The sequence below is a fragment of the Micromonospora sp. NBS 11-29 genome, from assembly GCF_002140155.1.
Taxonomy (GTDB): Bacteria; Actinomycetota; Actinomycetes; order Mycobacteriales; family Micromonosporaceae; genus Micromonospora.
Window position 1 is genome coordinate 25459 of sequence record NZ_NAPR01000026.1, and the last position, 16025, is coordinate 41483.

Genomic DNA, 16025 nt, shown 5'->3' on the forward strand with positions numbered 1-16025 from the left:
TACGCCACCGAGCGGGTGACCCGCGCCCGCACCTGGTGCGGCAGGTCGCCGGGGTCGAGCAGCAGGTAGGTCTCGGCCGGGGCGTCGGCGACGACCCGGTAGCCGTCGTGCTCGGCGACCGCCTCGGCCGGCGTGACGGCGAGTTCGCGGCCGGACCAGACCGCCTTGAGGATGTCGTGCCAGCCCAGACGCTGGCCACGGCCGGGCAGCCAGAGCCCCCGGTTGGTGGCGACCAGCACGCCGTCACCCTCACCGTTGCCGGCCGCGGCCCAGGCGAGCACCCGTTCGTCGGCGGCCAGCGGCGGCCGGTCGGCCGGCGGCAGCTTCGGCTTGCGGTGGAACAGACCCATCACAGCCCCCCGGCGGCCTGCTCGCGCAGCGCCCGCGCGTGTTGTTCCAGCGAGAGCAGCTCCCCGAACAGGGCGAAGTATTCGTCCTTGTGGCTCACCGGGTTGACCCGCTGGATCTTCGATTTCAGGTCCCGGATCCGGCCGGTGACCGAACTCCACTGGAGCCGGGCCATGGTGACCGAGACGTACCTCGGGTCCGGCTCGCCGTCGATGCGCAACGGCTCCACCGCCAGCTCGCCGACGAGCGCCTGGCCGGCCAGGTCGTCGCAGGCGTCGCGGACCCGCTCGATCCAGACCGCGCCGCCGGTGGCGCCGGCCGCGCCGCCGGCCTCGGCGATGGCGGCGCGCACCACGACGTGCACCGGGTGCTGGTAGTCGCCCGCCTCGACGGCGTCGAACATCGGGCCGGCCAGGACCGGCTCCTGGAGGGCCAGCTTCAGCGCCTCCCGCTCCACCATGGACCGTGGGCTGTCCACCGCCGGCGTGGCCGGCCCGCGTCGTGCCGGTGCGGGTGTGCCGGCCGTCGGCTGCCCGTGCGCGGCGGTCAGCACGGCGCGCTGCACCGGCTCGATCTCCATGCCGAGGTCACCGGCGAGCTTGCGGACGTACTCCGGCCGTTTCTCCCGGTCCTTGATCTTCGCGACCAGCGGCGCGGCGCGGCGCATCGCCTCTACCCGGCCGTCGACGGTGTCCAGGTCGAACCGGTTGATCACATGCCGGAGCGCGAAGTCGACGAGCGGCTCACGGCGGGCCACCAGGTCGCGCACGGCCAGGTCACCCTTGGCCAGCCGCAGGTCGCACGGGTCCATGTTGTCCGGGCTGACCGCGATGAACGTACGCCCGACGAACCGCTGGTCGTCCTCGAAGGCGCGCAGCGCGGCCTTCTGCCCGGCGGCGTCCCCGTCGAACGTAAAGATGATCTCCCCGGCCCGCTCGTCGCTGTCGAAGAGCACCCGGCGCAGCACCGAGATGTGGTCGCCGCCGAACGCGGTGCCGCAGGTCGCCACCGCGGTCGGCACGTCGGCCAGGTGGCAGGCCATCACGTCGGTGTAGCCCTCGACCACCACCACCTTGCCCTGCTTGGCGATCTCCCGTTTGGCCTGGTCGATGCCGTAGAGGACGTGCGACTTCTTGTAGATCGGCGTCTCGGGGGTGTTCAGGTATTTCGGGCCGTCGTCGTCGTCGAACAGCTTGCGGGCGCCGAACCCGATCACGTCGCCGGTGATGTCCCGGATCGGCCACATCAGGCGGCGGCGGAACCGGTCGATCAGCGAGCCCGACCGGGCCGGGCGGGACAGGCCGGCGGTGACCAGCTCGTCGTGGCTGAAGCCCTGCTGGCGCAGGTGCTTGGTGAGCAGGTCCCACCCGTCGGGGGCGAACCCGCAGCCGTAGCGCTCGGCGGCGGCCCGGTCGAAGCCCCGCCGGGCCAGGAACTCGCGGGCCGGTCGGGCGCCGGCGGTGGTGAGCTGGGCGCGGTAGAAGTCGACGGCGGCGGCGTGCGCGGCCACCAGGCGCTGCCGCTGCCCCTGCTGGGGGCGGGCGCGCGGCGTCGACCGGTCGTCCTCGACGTAGCGCAACTGGATGTTGGCCCGGGCGGCGAGGCTCTCGACGGACTCGACGAAGCCGAGGTGCTCGGCGTCCATCAGGAACTTGATCGCGTCCCCGCCGACGCCGCAGCCGAAGCAGTAGAACACGTTGCGGGCGGGCGAGACGTTGAACGACGGGCTCTTCTCGTCGTGGAACGGGCAGAGCCCCTTGAGGTTGCCGCCACCGGCCGACTTGAGCGTCACCACCTCGGAGATCACGTCCGCGATGGAGGTGCGCTCGCGGACCAGCGCGATGTCCTCGTCCCGGATCCGCCCCGCCATGACCGCCACCCCCTCGGCGTACATCCTGCCCTGCCGGACCGACGATCCGGCGGCCGGGGGGACGGCGCGGGCCGGGCCGGCGGTGGCTCAGGCGGCGACGGCGGTGGCCTCCTCGGCCTCGACCTCGGCGTTCCAGGCCGGCTTGGTGGAGCGCCAGCCCTCGTCGTCCAGGCCCTGCCGCCAGTAGCCGGAGATGGACAGGTCGGCCCGGGGCACGCCGCGCTCGACCCGCAGCAGCCGGCGCAGCTCCTTGACCGCGCCGGCCTCGCCGTGCACGAACGCGTGCACCCGGCCGGGCCGGAACGCCAGCGCCCGGACCGCCTCGACCAGCGCCTCGCCGGCCGGGCGACCGGCCCGGTGCAGCCAGCGCAGCTCGACCGCGCCGGCACTGGTCAGCGGTAGCTCGTCGGCGGGACCGTCCACCTCGACGTAGACCGTGGCCGGCGCGCCGGCCGGCAGCCGCTCCAGCGCGGCGGCGATCGCCGGCAGCGCGCTCTCGTCCCCGGCCAGCAGATGCCAGTCGGCCGTCGGGTCCGGCGCGTACGCGCCGCCGGGCCCGGTGAACAACACCCGGTCGCCCGGTCGCAGCCCCGCCGCCCACGGCCCGGCCAGCCCCTCGTCGCCGTGGTGGACCACGTCCACGGTCAGCTCGCCCGCCGCCGCGTCGAAGGCCCGGACCGTGTACGCCCGCAGCCGCGGCCACTGCTCGGCCGGGAACTCGCGCCGGATGGTCGCCAGGTCGACGGGGTGCGGATAGGTGACCCCGGGCGGCGCGAAGACGAACTTCAGGTAGTGGTCGGTGTGCGCCCCCACCGGGAGGCCGGTCAGCTCGGGACCGCCCAGCACGAGGCGGATCAGGTGCGGGGTGGGCCGCGTGGTCCGGACGACCGTGGCGGCGGTGAGCTTCTTCGGGCGATCCGTCATGGGGTAAGGCTAACCTAACTTCCGCCTGCGGTGCCCGTGCGGTCAGGTCGACGACACCAGGCGGGCGTGCCAGGCCAGCGCGGCCGGGTCGGTGAGCGAGGCCACCTGGTCGATCACCACGCGCAGCCGCGCGGCGTCGTCCGGCGCGTCCCGCCACAGCGGGGCGAACACCGGATCGAGCGCGTCCGGGGCCCGGTCGAGCAACGCGGCGACCAGCTCGGCGAGGACGTCCCGCTGCCGGTCGTAGCGGCCCTGGGCACCGGGCCGACGCATCACGTAGCGCAGAGCGATGCCCTTGAGCAGCGCGCACCGGGCCCGGATGCGGCGCGGCACCACCAGGTCGGCGAGGTAGCGGCGGTGCGGGCCCGGGCCGTGGCGCTCCTCGGTGGCGGCCACCACGTCCGACACGAACCGGCCGGTGAGCACGCTGGTGGTGGCCTTCAGCGCGACGAGAGCCCGGTGGCTGCCGTCGTACGCGGCGAGCGGGGCAAGCACCGGGTCGGCGAGCAGTTCGGCCAGCACCTCGCCCAGGTCCTCCGGCGCCTCGCCGGAGTAGGCGGATGCCACGTCGGCGCAGAGCGCCCGCCGCTCGTCCGGGTCCGCCAGCAGGCGCAGGTCGACGTATCCGCCGTGGATGCCGTCCTCCACGTCGTGCACCGAGTACGCCACGTCGTCGGCCCAGTCCATCACCTGGGCCTCCACGCAGCGCCGGTCGCCGGGCGGGGCGCCGGCACGCAGCCAGTCGAAGACCGGGCGGTCGTCGGCGTACACGCCGAACTTGCGCTCACCGGGACGGCGCGGCCACGGATACTTGCCGACCGCGTCGAGCGCGGCCCGGGTCAGGTTGAGCCCGGCGGACCGCCCGTCCGGGGCGAGCACCTTGGCCTCCAGCCGGGTGAGCACCCGCAGCGTCTGCGCGTTGCCCTCGAAGCCGCCGGCCGCGGCGGCCAACTCGTCCAGCGCGTACTCGCCGTTGTGCCCGAACGGCGGGTGACCCAGGTCGTGCGCCAGCCCGGCGGTGTCCACCACGTCCGGGTCGCAGCCGAGCCGGGCACCCATCTCGCGGGCGATCTGCGCCACCTCCAGCGAGTGGGTCAGCCGGGTACGCAGGAAGTCGTCGGTGCCGGCGACGTGCACCTGGGTCTTCGCAGCGAGCCGGCGGAACGCCGCCGAGTGCAGCACCCGGGCCCGGTCCCGCTCGAACGGCGACCGCCCGTACCCGGTGTCCTTGGGCGCCTCGGCGACCAGCCGCGCCGCGTCGTCAGCGTGCACGCGCCGCCAGCACGCAGAACTCGTTGCCCTCCGGGTCGGCCAGCACGGTCCACTCCACGTCGCCCTGCCCGATGTCGACGTGCCGCGCGCCCATGTCCACCAGTCGCTCCACCTCGGCCTCCTGGTCGGCCGGGCGCAGGTCGATGTGCAGCCGGTTCTTGCCCGGCTTCGGCTCGGCGACGGGCACGAAGACCAGGCCCGGCAGCGTCTCGGGGGTCCGGCGGATCTCCACCTCGTCCGGCCGGTCGGTGATCACCTGGTAGCCCAGCGCCTCGGCCCACCAGCGGGCGAGCCGGGACGGGTCCCGGGCGTCGACTACCAGGTTCTCCCAGACGGCGGTCATGCGGACACCCTCCCGATCACACGTGGCGGAAGCTCAGGTTACGCCGGGGTGGCCGGAAAGGCGCGTCGGCGGGGCCGCCGGTGGTCACCGACGGCCCCGGCCGGTCGCGCTCAGCGGGAGTCGGAGCCGGTGGTGCTGATCGCCGCGCGGCCGGCCTCCAACCGGGCCACCGGCACCCGGAACGGCGAGCAGGAGACGTAGTCGAGCCCGACCGCGTGGAAGAAGTGCACCGAGTCGGGGTCGCCGCCGTGCTCGCCGCAGACGCCCAGCTTCAACCCGGGCCGGGCCGCCCGGCCCTCCTCGGCGGCGATGCGCACCAGCCGGCCGACGCCGTCGGCGTCGATCGACTCGAACGGCGAGATGCCGAAGATGCCCAGCTCCAGGTAGCGCCAGAAGAACGCGCCCTCCACGTCGTCACGGGAGAAGCCCCAGCCCATCTGGGTCAGGTCGTTGGTGCCGAAGGAGAAGAACTCCGCCGCCTCGGCGATCTGCCCGGCGGTCAGCGCCGCCCTCGGCACCTCGATCATCGTGCCGATCAGCACCTCGACGCCGCTGTCGCCGACCACCTCGGCGATGATCTTCTCGGCCTCCGCGCGTACCGTCTCCAGCTCCTGCACGGCGCCGACCAGCGGCACCATGATCTCCGGGGCGGCCGACCCGCCGTCCCGGGTGACCGCGACGGCGGCCTCCGCGATCGCGCGGACCTGCATGGCGAACAGCCCCGGGATGACCAGGCCGAGCCGGACCCCGCGCAGGCCCAGCATCGGGTTCTCCTCGTGCATCCGCCGCACGGCGGCGAGCAGCGCCTCCTCCTTGGCCACGTCCTCGCCGCGCTCCTGGGCCACCGCGACGTTGACCGCGAGCTGCTCCAGCGGAGGCAGGAACTCGTGCAGCGGCGGATCGATCAGCCGCACCGTGACCGGCAAGCCGTCCATCTCCCGGAAGATCTCCACGAAGTCGGCCCGCTGCAACGGCAGCAGCGCCGCCAGCGCGTCCTGCCGATCCCGCTCGCCGTGGGCGAGGATGAGCCGCTCGACCAGCTCCCGCCGGTCACCGAGGAACATGTGCTCGGTGCGGCACAGGCCGATGCCCTCGGCGCCGAAGCGCCGGGCCCGTGCCGCGTCCGCGCCGGTGTCGGCGTTCGTGCGCACCCGCAGCCGCCGCGCCGCGTCGGCGTGCGTCATGATCCGGTGTACGGCCCGGACGAGCGGGTCGTCCGTGGTCTCCGGGTCGACTTCGCCCTCGAAGTACCGCACCACCTCGGACGGCATGACCGGCACCTCGCCGAGGTAGACCTTGCCGGTGGTGCCGTCGATCGACACCACGTCCCCCTCGGCGACGGTGTGGCCGGCGACGGTGAACCGCTTCGCCGGCACGTTCACCTCCAGCTCGTCCGCCCCGGAGACGCAGGTCTTGCCCATGCCCCGGGCCACCACGGCGGCGTGGCTGGTCTTGCCGCCGCGCGAGGTGAGGATGCCCCTGGCGGCGATCATGCCGTTGAGGTCGTCCGGGTTGGTCTCCCGGCGGACCAGGATCACCGCCTCGCCCTCGGCGGCCAGCTCGACCGCGCGGGCCGAGGTGAAGACCACCTTGCCGGACGCCGCACCCGGCGACGCGCCGATGCCCCTGGCCACCGGCTGGAACTCGTGGTCGAGTTGGAAGCGCGGGAACATGAGCTGGGCGAGCTGCGCGCCGGTGACCCGGTGCAGCGCCTCGTCCAGGTCGATCAGGCCCTCGTCGACGAGCTGACCGGCGATGACGAACGCGGCGGCGGCGGTGCGCTTGCCGACCCGGGTCTGGAGCATCCAGAGCTTGCCGCGCTCGATGGTGAACTCGATGTCGCAGAGGTCCTGGTAGTGCTCCTCCAGCCGGGCCATGATGCCGAGCAGCTCGTCGTAGGAGGTCTTGTCGAGCCGCTCCAACTCCTGCAACGGCACCGTGTTGCGGATGCCGGCGACCACGTCCTCACCCTGGGCGTTGGCGAGGTAGTCGCCGTAGATGCCCTGCGCGCCACTGCCCGGGTCGCGGGTGAACGCCACGCCGGTGCCGGAGTCCGGCCCGAGGTTGCCGAAGACCATGCTCACCACGTTGACCGCGGTGCCCAGGTCGGCCGGGATGCGCTCCTGCCGGCGGTAGAGGATGGCCCGCTCCGCGTTCCACGAGTCGAAGACCGCGCGGATGGCCAGGTCGAGCTGCTCCCGGGGCTCCTGCGGAAACTCCCGCCCGGTGTGCTTGGCGAAGATCTTCTTGTACGCGTCGACCAGCCCGCGCAGGTCGTCGGCGTCCAGGTCGAGGTCGTCGTGCGTACCCTTGGCGCGTTTGGCGTCGTCGAGCGCGTGTTCGAACTCCTCGCCCGGCACCTCGCAGACGGTCTTGCCGAACATCTGGATCAGCCGGCGGTAGGAGTCCCAGGNAGGCCGACGTTGAGGACGGTCTCCATCATGCCGGGCATGGAGAACTTGGCCCCGGAGCGCACGGAGACCAGCAGCGGGTCGTCCGGGTCGCCGAGCCGGCGGCCCATCGCGCGCTCCAGGGCCTCCAGGTGCGCCTCGATCTGCCCGGCCAGGCCGTCCGGCTCGCGCCCGGTGCCCAGGTACGCCTGGCAGGCCTCGGTGGTGATGGTGAAGCCGGGCGGTACCGGCAGCCCGAGGTTGGTCATCTCGGCCAGGTTCGCGCCCTTGCCACCGAGCAGGTCCTTGAGGTCCTTGTTGCCCTCGGCGAAGTCGTAGACGTACTTACGCCCGGCCGTTTCTTCCTGAGCTGTCACCAGAGCCTCCCACGCGCACCATTGACACTTAACGAAGGTTCAGTTCGGACATACCCCGGGCGCTACCACCGGCAATCCCGGCTGGTCGGCGATCGGTGGGCGAAGGTTAGGCGACCTTCGCGAAGCCTGGGACCGTTCGGTGACAATTGGCACAACAATCACCACTGCCCACGTCCGTACGGGTTTTTGGGAACGCTTCCACGCGCAGGAACACGCAATGCCGATTTCCCTCGTACTCTTGACGGCACTGCGATTCGCCGAACCTGACCTTTGCCATATCCCACGCAAATACACCCCTCGGAGCCGTCGCCGTGCCGACCACCCCCACCACCCCCGAGAACGGGCCCCAGCCGACCGACACCCGTCCCGCCGGCCCCGCACCCGCCGCCGGCTTCCCCGACGCGACCCCGGCCGCCGGTCTTCCCGAGGTGGGCCCGGCCGCCGTCCTTCCCGATGCGGCCCCCAGCGCGGGCGAGCTGGCCCGCGTCGCCGCCGAACGGGCCGCCGGCCTGCTCGGCCCGTCCGCGCCGGTCCGGCTGGACGTGGTGGTCCCCGCGCCCGAGCGGGTCCTTCCCGACCCGGCCGGTGACTTCACGCTGACCCCGGACGTGGCGCTGCGCGTCGGCCCCGCCGGCCGCCACGTCGCCGACCAGCTCGCCGGCTGGCTGCGCCCGGCCACCGGCTTCCCGCTCCCGGTAACCGACCCGGCCGAGCCGGCCGAGCCGGCCGACGGCCGGTTGACGCTCACCCTGTCGACGACCGACGCCGGCCCCGGCGCGCTGCCGGGCGGCGTCGGCGCGTCGCCGGGCGGCGTCGGCGCGTCGCCGGGCGGCGTCGGCGCGTCGCCGGGCGGCGTCCGGGCCGACGGCGGCCCCGGCGGCGACGACGCGCTCGGAGACGACGCGCTCGGGGACGAGGGATACCGCCTCGACGTCACCGCCGCCGGCGTCCGGATCACCGCCGCCGCGCCGGCCGGCCTGTTCCACGGGGCGCAGACGCTGCGGCAGCTCCTTCCCCCGGCGATCGAGAGCGCCACCCCGATCGGCGAGCGCTGGGCGGTGCCCGGCGGCACGATCGTCGACCGGCCGCGCTTTCCCTACCGGGGCGCGATGCTCGACGTCGCCCGGCACTTCTTCGGCGTCGAGGACGTGCTGCGGGTGGTCGACCACCTGGCCCGGTACAAACTCAACCATTTGCACCTGCACCTCACCGACGACCAGGGCTGGCGGATCGCGGTCGACTCCTGGCCCCGGCTCGCCGAGGTCGGCGGCGTCACCGAGGTCGGCGGCGGGCCCGGCGGCTGGTACACCCGGGACGACTACCGACGGATCGTCGCCTACGCCGCCCGCCGCCACGTGACCGTCGTGCCGGAGATCGACCTGCCCGGGCACACCAACGCGGCGCTGGTCGCGTACCCCGAGCTGGCGCCCGGCAAGACCGCGCCACCGCCGTACACCGGCACCGAGGTCGGGTTCAGCTACGTCGACCCGGCCGACGAGCGGACGTACGCCTTCGTCGCCGACGTGGTCGGCGAGGTGGCCGCGCTGACCCCCGGGCCGTGGCTGCACCTCGGCGGCGACGAGGCGTTCAAGGTGCCGGCCGACACCTACCGCGCCTTCGTCGAGCGGGCCCAGGCGCTGGTCGCGGCCACCGGGAAGACCGTCGTCGGCTGGCACCAGCTCGCCCCGACCGGCCACGTCGACGGGCGCGTCCTCCAGTGGTGGGGCACCAACGGCGACGACCCGGAGACGGCCGACGCGGTACGCCGGGGCGCCCGCCTCATCCTCTCCCCCGGCAACCACGCCTACCTGGACATGAAGTACGCCCCGGACACCCCGATCGGGCACGACTGGGCGGGCCTCATCGACGTGCGCCGGGCATACGAGTGGGACCCGGGCACCCACCTGACCGGCGTACCGGCCGAGGCGGTGCTGGGCGTGGAGGCCCCGCTCTGGACCGAGTCGGTCACCACCCGCGCCGAGGTCGAGTTCATGCTCTTCCCGCGCCTGCCCGCCGTCGCCGAACTGGGCTGGTCACCGCGCGCGACACACGACTGGACCGGGTTCCGGGAGCGGCTCGCCACCCACGGCCCGCGCTGGGCCGCGGCCGGCATCACCTTCCACCCTTCCCCCGAGATCCCCTGGCCGCACGCCACCACCCCGATCCCCACCCAGCCCATCGCCCGCAGCACCACCGTCGACCCCGCCCGCCCCTGACCTGTAACTGGCAGACCCGAGCACACCCGATCGCCGAAGTGGCGCCTTCCCGCCAGGACGATGCCGCCACTTCACCGAACTGGCGGCGCCGCCGCTCACCCATCCACCTCTCGCGCCTCCAGGTGAGCTCTTAGGCGGTTTCCCGGCGAGCGCAGGCTGCTGGGCATTATGTCGGGTTCTGCGGGGCGGGGTCGGTGGTGGGTGTCACCGCCACGGCGGAATCGGGGCCGGGGTGGGGACGTTGTACATGGCTGACCGCGCCGCACCGGCCCCGCCCGCCGGCCAAGAGATGGCGCGCGACCAGACGCCGGGGCTGCCCGGGGAATGGCCTCCGGCCACCGGCCGTTGCATCCACGACGCACGTCGCCGGGTCGGGCCGGGAATGGTCCCCGCCCACCGGTCGTTACATCCCCGAGCCGCCGGAGCAGGCCCCCTGGCCGCCCGTGAGCCGGCCCCGTCCCGTGGACGGACCCCCAATACTTTCGCGGCATCCCCCGATCGCCGCGGCACCCCCGGACAGAGAGGCAACTGATCATGGCTACCACTCTGCTGCGCAAGACCGTTCTGACCGCTGCCGGTATCGCCGCCACCGCCGGTGGTATCGCCGGCCCCGCCATCGCCGCCCAGGCCACCCCGGCCGAGCGCGCCGCCCAGGTCGTCACCGTCGACCGCAAGGGCCCCGGTGAGCGGGAGCTGGACGTGCGCTACGAGGCGCAGCCCAACTTCTACTTCTGCGGCCCGGCCGCGGCCCGCAACGCGCTCAGCGTGCAGGGCAAGAACATCGACGTGGACGCGATGGCCAAGGAGATGGGCACCACCGAGGCCGGCACCAACTCCATCAACGACATCACCCCGGTGCTGAACAAGGAGACCGGCAAGGACGTCTACCGGTCCACCGAGATCCCGGTCGACAAGGTCGGTGAGAAGGCCGACAAGCTGCGCGCCGACGTGGTGCGCGCGGTGGACGACGGCCGCGCCGTGGTGGCGAACATCGCCGGCACCGCGACCGACACCGACGGCACCACCCACTCCTTCGAGGGTGGCCACTACATCAGCGTGGTGGGCTACCGCGACGGCGGCAAGGTCGTGACGATCGCCGACTCGGCGAACCCGGACCAGGCCTCCTACCAGGTGGATGTGGACGCCCTGGCGCGCTGGATCGCCAGCCGCGGCTACAGCTCCTGATCGCATGCCGAAGGGCCCGACCCCGTTGGGGTCGGGCCCTTCGGCGTACCGGTTCGGGTGCGTCTGTTGTCGTCTGGGCGACCACAGACGNCCGTCAGTCAGCGCGGGTCAGCCGCCGGAGTCGTCCAGCTCGGCGCCCTCGGGCGGGGTGTCGTCGTCGCGGCTGGCCAGCCAGCCGTCGGGCAGGAAGACCTTGCCCGGGGAGTTGGTCCGGCCGCGCGGCTGGCCGAGCGTCTCCACCGGGAACGGCACCGACGGGTCGAGCTTGCCGAGCAGATCGTCGAGCTGGGCCAGGCTCTCGATCATGGCGAGCGACCGGCGCAGCTCGCCGCCGATCGGGAACCCCTTCAGGTACCAGGCGACGTGCTTGCGGAAGTCGGTGCAGCCGTCCCGCTCGCCCCGGGCCGGGTTGCGGGCCCCGGCCACGAACTGCTCCACCAGCAGCTCGGCGTGCCGCCGCATGGTCACCGCGACCTCGCCGAGGGTGGGCAGCCGCCGGTCGACGCGGCCGTTGAAGGCGGCCTCCAGATCGGCGAAGAGCCACGGCCGGCCCAGGCAGCCACGCCCCACCACCACGCCGTCCACCCCGGTGTGCGCGACCATCCGCAGCGCGTCCTCGCCCTCCCAGATGTCNAGTCGGCGGTGCCCGAGTAGCGCTGCGCCGCCGTACGCCCATGCAGGGCGACCGCGGCGACGCCCGCGTCCTGGGCGGCGAGGCCGGCCTCGACGTACGTCAGGTGGTCGTCGTCGATGCCCTTGCGCATCTTGACCGTGACCGGCACCCCGGCGGGTGATGCGGCGTCCACCGCGGCCTTGACCAGCCGGGCGAAGAGTCGACGCCGCCACGGCAGCGCGGAGCCGCCGCCCCGGCGGGTGACCTTGGGGACCGGGCAGCCGAAGTTCAGGTCGATGTGGTCGGCGAGGTCCCGCTCGACCACGATCCGCACGGCGGCCGCGGTGATCTCCGGGTCGGTGCCGTAGAGCTGGAGGCTGCGGGGCTTCTCCTCGGTGCCGAAGGCGATCATGCGCAGCGTCTTCGGGTTCCGCTCGACCAGCGCCCGGGTGGTGATCATCTCGCAGACGTAGATGCCGCCGCCCTGCTCCCGGCAGAGGCGGCGGAAGCCGACGTTGGTGATCCCGGCCATTGGCGCGAGCACCACCGGCGGCCACACCGCATACGGCCCGATCTTCAGCACACTCACCGCCCAAGTGTAAGGAGGGGGCCCCGCTTAACGCTTTCTGCATAGGCGGGGGCCCCGCTTAANGGCGCATATCACAGCGCCGGTGGGAGGCGCGGGGTTTCCACAAGCGGACCGGTTGTCCACAGGACGTGGGCGACGGGCAGCGCGAACACCCACCTGTCGCCCACGCTTGCCGCATGGTCGATCACCCGCCCCGGCTGGCGGAGGTCGCGCACCGCCAGCAGGACCTGGTCACGCGCGCCCAACTGCTGCAAGCCGGCTACGACGACATGTTCATCTACCGGCAGACCCGCCGGGGCCGCTGGCAGCGCGTGCTTCCGGCGACATACGCCCTGGTCACCGGCGTGCTGACCGACGAGCAGCGACGAATCTCCGCCGCCCTGTACGCCGGCCGGGGCGCCCAGCTGACCGGACTGTCCGCGCTCTCCTGGCACGGCTTCCGATACAGTCCGCGGACCACCGACGTACACCTTCTCGTCCCGCACTCGACGAGCCGCAAGTCGACCGGTCACGTGCTGGTGTCCCGGGCCCTGACGCTCGACCCCAAGGCACGGCCGACCGATCACTACCCGGTCTGCTCGCCCGCGCGGGCCGTCGTCGACGCGGCCCGTGACCTGCGCGACCTGCGGACGGTACGGGCGATCGTGGCCGAGGCCGTGCAACGGAGTTTCACCGACCTGGCCGCCCTGGACGAGGAGATCATCCGGGCCAGGCGCAGCCGTACGGCGCTGATCCGGAAGGCGTTCCACGAGGTGGCCGCCGGCACCCGCTCCGCGCCGGAGGCCGAGTTGCGGGACTGTCTCGCCGCGAGCCGAGTGCTCCCGGAGATCCTCTGGAACCCGCGCTTGACGACCGGTGACGGGCAGACCCTGCCGACACCCGACGGCTACCTTGCCGAGTCGGCGCTGGCGCTGGAGGTCGACTCGCGGGAGTACCACTTCAGCCCGGACGGTTGGGCGCGCACGCTCGACCGCCACAACGAGCTGAGCCGGCTCGGGCTGATGATCCTGCACTTCACCCCGGCGCAGATCCGACGTGAGCCTGAGCGGGTGCGCCGGACGGTGGAGCAGGCGCACGCTTCCCGCCAGGGTCTGGCCGCTACGGTCGCGGTCCATGTCGCCCCGGCGGTGGGGTGTTAAGCGGGGGCCCTTCCTCTACCAAATGCGTTAAGAAGGGCCCCCGCCTTACACCATCAGCAGCCGGGGAGGTGGTCGATCAGGTAGCGCTCGATCTGGTCCAGGGGGATGCGCTCCTGGGCCATGGTGTCCCGGTTCCGGACCGTCACCGCGTTGTCGTCCAGCGTGTCGAAGTCGACCGTGACGCAGAACGGGGTGCCGATCTCGTCCTGCCGACGGTAGCGGCGGCCGATCGCCTGCGAGTCGTCGAACTCGACCACCCAGCGCTTGCGCAGGTCGGTGGCGAGCTGCTTGGCCTTGGGCGAGAGCGCCTCGTTGCGGGACAGCGGCAGCACCGCGACCTTGACCGGGGCCAGCCGCGGGTCGAAGCGCATGACGGTGCGCTTGTCCACGCCGCCCTTGGTGTTCGGCGCCTCGTCCTCGTCGTACGCCTCCAGCAGGAACGCCAGCACCGCGCGGGTGAGGCCGGCGGCCGGCTCGATCACGTACGGCATCCAGCGCTCGCCCTTGCCCTGGTCGAAGTACGACAGGTCGACGCCGGAGTGCTTGCTGTGCGTGGACAGGTCGAAGTCGGTGCGGTTGGCGATGCCCTCCAGCTCGGCGAACTCGGTGCCGCCGAACCGGAACTTGTACTCGATGTCGACGGTGCGCTTCGAGTAGTGGGAGAGNGATACCAGTTCCAGCGCTCCTGAAGCCAGTATTCGTGCCACTGCTCGTCGGTGCCCGGCTCGACGAAGAACTCCATCTCCATCTGCTCGAACTCCCGCGTACGGAAGATGAAGTTGCCCGGGGTGATCTCATTGCGGAACGACTTGCCGGTCTGCGCGATGCCGAAGGGCGGCTTCTTGCGGGCGACCGTCTCCACGTTCTTGTAGTTGACGAAGATGCCCTGGGCGGTTTCCGGGCGCAGGTAGTGGAGGCCCTCGTCGCTCTCCACCGGGCCCAGGTAGGTCTTCATCAGGCCGTTGAACATCTTCGGCTCGGTGAAGGTGCCCTTGTTGCCGCAGTTGGGGCAGTTCAGCTCCGTCAGCGAGGTCAGCGGCTTGCCGTGCTTGGCCTCGTACGCCTCTTCCAGGTGGTCGGCGCGGAACCGCTTGTGGCAGGACTGGCACTCGGTCAGCGGGTCGACGAACTCGGCGATGTGGCCGCTGGCCTCCCAGACCTTGCGGGCCAGGATGACCGCGGAGTCGAGGCCGACGACGTCGTCGCGCTGCTGGACCATGGTCCGCCACCACTGGCGGCGGACGTTCTCCTTCAGCTCCACGCCGAGCGGGCCGTAGTCCCACGCCGACCGGGTGCCCCCGTAGATCTCGCTGGAGGGGAAGACGAAGCCCCGGCGCTTGGCGAGGCTGACGACGGCGTCGATACGGTCGGCTGGCATGTTTCCTCCTACGCCGGCTGGCGGTCGGCGCGGTTGAGATGGATGGAACCGGGCTGTTCGGGACAACGGTACGACCGCGTCCGTCCCGAGCCCAGCAGAATACCGGGGGTCGGTCAGCTCACCCCGCAGACCTCCAGGCCGCCGGTCTGCCGGTCCGGCGCCAGCGTGACGGTCTGCGCCTCCCGCCTCCCGCCGGCCAGCGTGACGTCCACCGGCACGGTCAGCGTGGCGGTGTCGACCTGGCCCACCCGGTAGCCGGAGACCTGCGGCTCGGTGGCCACCCGCCGGGTGAACTCCGGCCGGGACTCGCGCCGCCGGGCGTCGTCGCAGAGCCGGTCGTACGCCTTGGACCACTCCCGTGCGACCAACGCCTGGTAGTAGTCGTCGGTTACCGCCCGGCCCTGCTCGCCGACGGCCTGCACGTTGCTCACCGCCAGCCCGACCACGGCCGCGCCGCCTCCGCCGCAGCAGAGCAGCACGGCCAGCGCGCCGACGCCGAGGCCGAGCCAGAGCCGGGCCCGGCCGCCCTCGGTGGGCGGCGCGGCGAACGGCGGCGCGACGCCGGGCCCGGGCGGGGGCGCGGGCACCCCCGGGTCCGCCGGCGACACGCCGGGCGGCACGGGTGGCGGGGGCGGCGCGGCCGGTCCGGGAGCGGTCATACGCGCCAGGGTAGTGCCCCGGGACTCAGCGGTACGGGCCTGCGGCACGATCGCTGGCGACGACCACGACCTCGCCCTGCGGGGCGGCGCTGGCGAGCGTCTCGTACGCCGACGGCTCGTCCACCGATCGGGCGAGCAGCGGCACGGCGGTGACCTTGACGTCGAATCCGCCGAGCGCCCGCCGGTAGGCCCCGACCGACTCCCACTCGGTGAGCAGGCACCAGTGCGCCGGGTCGTCGAGCGCCCGGAGCAGCTCGCCGCGCAGGTAGCCGGGGCGGGCGGCGAGCGCGGCCAGCGCGGCGTGCGCCTGACGGGTGAACTCGTCGGCCGTTTCGGCGTCCACCAGGAACCGGTTGGTGACCAGCACGGCGTTCCTCCTCGTAGAGTTTGTGGCATGCAGCGTACGCAGAGTCCTGTGCCGTCCCGGTTGGCCCGGCTCAACCCGACGACGGTGTTCCTCGCCGCGCTGGTCCTGGTGCTGGTCGGCCTCTTCGCGCCCGGCCCGGCGGGTGGCGTCCTGCTGCTGGCGCTGGCCGCCGGGCTGGTCTGGCTGATGTCCCTGACCTGGCCGGTGCAGGTGCCGGCCACCCGGGTGCTCCGGCTGCTGATGCTCACCCTGTTGATCGCGGTGGGGTTGGCGAAGCTGATGGTCGGCTGACGCGTGCGGCCTGACCTGGGCTGACATGCAATCATGCGTTTTTGACAATAGTTTTCGTTGTCAC

10 protein-coding genes and 4 pseudogenes are annotated in these 16025 nt (G+C 72.8%); 4 read left to right on the forward strand and 10 right to left on the reverse strand.

Annotated features, from left to right (window positions below; all coding sequences use genetic code 11):
- From B1205_RS32400 to ppdK, 6 genes and pseudogenes are all read right to left on the reverse strand, one after another.
- Positions 1-350, reverse strand: a pseudogene (locus B1205_RS32400) (hypothetical protein); the annotation flags it as partial.
- Positions 350-2242, reverse strand: coding sequence for a DNA primase (dnaG, locus tag B1205_RS26035; RefSeq protein WP_089158011.1), 1893 nt, complete (start codon positions 2240-2242; stop codon positions 350-352). The gene dnaG and the pseudogene B1205_RS32400, both read right to left, overlap by 1 nt.
- Before the next feature lie 63 nt (positions 2243-2305).
- On the reverse strand, positions 2306-3142 hold the full coding sequence (locus B1205_RS26040; RefSeq protein WP_089158012.1) for a siderophore-interacting protein: 837 nt from the start codon (positions 3140-3142) through the stop codon (positions 2306-2308).
- A gap of 42 nt (positions 3143-3184) precedes the next feature.
- Positions 3185-4414, reverse strand: a complete 1230-nt coding sequence (locus B1205_RS26045; protein ID WP_089158013.1) for a deoxyguanosinetriphosphate triphosphohydrolase — start codon at positions 4412-4414, stop codon at positions 3185-3187.
- On the reverse strand, positions 4404-4757 hold the full coding sequence (locus B1205_RS26050) for a VOC family protein (protein ID WP_089158014.1): 354 nt from the start codon (positions 4755-4757) through the stop codon (positions 4404-4406). The genes B1205_RS26045 and B1205_RS26050 overlap by 11 nt, the downstream gene beginning before the upstream one ends.
- A 110-nt stretch (positions 4758-4867) precedes the next feature.
- Positions 4868-7524: pseudogene (gene ppdK, locus B1205_RS26055) on the reverse strand (pyruvate, phosphate dikinase).
- A 311-nt stretch (positions 7525-7835) separates the two neighbouring features.
- Here ppdK and B1205_RS26060 point away from each other — a divergent pair.
- On the forward strand, positions 7836-9740 hold the full coding sequence (locus B1205_RS26060) for a family 20 glycosylhydrolase (protein ID WP_254910214.1): 1905 nt from the start codon (positions 7836-7838) through the stop codon (positions 9738-9740).
- Between the two features lie 534 nt (positions 9741-10274).
- Positions 10275-10925 carry a C39 family peptidase gene (locus B1205_RS26065; RefSeq protein ID WP_089158015.1) on the forward strand — a complete coding sequence of 217 codons (651 nt, stop codon included), beginning with the start codon at positions 10275-10277 and terminating at the stop codon, positions 10923-10925.
- 108 nt (positions 10926-11033) lie between these two features.
- Here B1205_RS26065 and B1205_RS26070 read toward each other — a convergent pair.
- Positions 11034-12070: pseudogene (locus B1205_RS26070) on the reverse strand (tRNA dihydrouridine synthase).
- Between the two features lie 233 nt (positions 12071-12303).
- Between B1205_RS26070 and B1205_RS26075 the strand changes: the two are divergent.
- On the forward strand, positions 12304-13266 hold the full coding sequence (locus B1205_RS26075) for a type IV toxin-antitoxin system AbiEi family antitoxin domain-containing protein (RefSeq protein WP_089158016.1): 963 nt from the start codon (positions 12304-12306) through the stop codon (positions 13264-13266).
- Positions 13267-13319: 53 nt separating this feature from the next.
- Here B1205_RS26075 and B1205_RS26080 read toward each other — a convergent pair.
- From B1205_RS26080 to B1205_RS26090, 3 genes and pseudogenes are all read right to left on the reverse strand, one after another.
- Positions 13320-14644: pseudogene (locus tag B1205_RS26080) on the reverse strand (glycine--tRNA ligase).
- A 113-nt stretch (positions 14645-14757) separates the two neighbouring features.
- A complete protein-coding gene (locus tag B1205_RS26085; RefSeq protein ID WP_089158087.1) occupies positions 14758-15231 on the reverse strand; it encodes an Rv0361 family membrane protein in 474 nt (157 codons plus the stop codon).
- Between the two features lie 97 nt (positions 15232-15328).
- Positions 15329-15670 carry an antibiotic biosynthesis monooxygenase family protein gene (locus B1205_RS26090; RefSeq protein WP_089158017.1) on the reverse strand — a complete coding sequence of 114 codons (342 nt, stop codon included), beginning with the start codon at positions 15668-15670 and terminating at the stop codon, positions 15329-15331.
- 27 nt (positions 15671-15697) lie between these two features.
- On the opposite strand from B1205_RS26090, the gene B1205_RS26095 reads away from it, so the two are divergent.
- Positions 15698-15961, forward strand: a complete 264-nt coding sequence (locus B1205_RS26095; protein ID WP_089158018.1) for a DUF6703 family protein — start codon at positions 15698-15700, stop codon at positions 15959-15961.
- Positions 15962-16025: the final 64 nt, after the last annotated feature.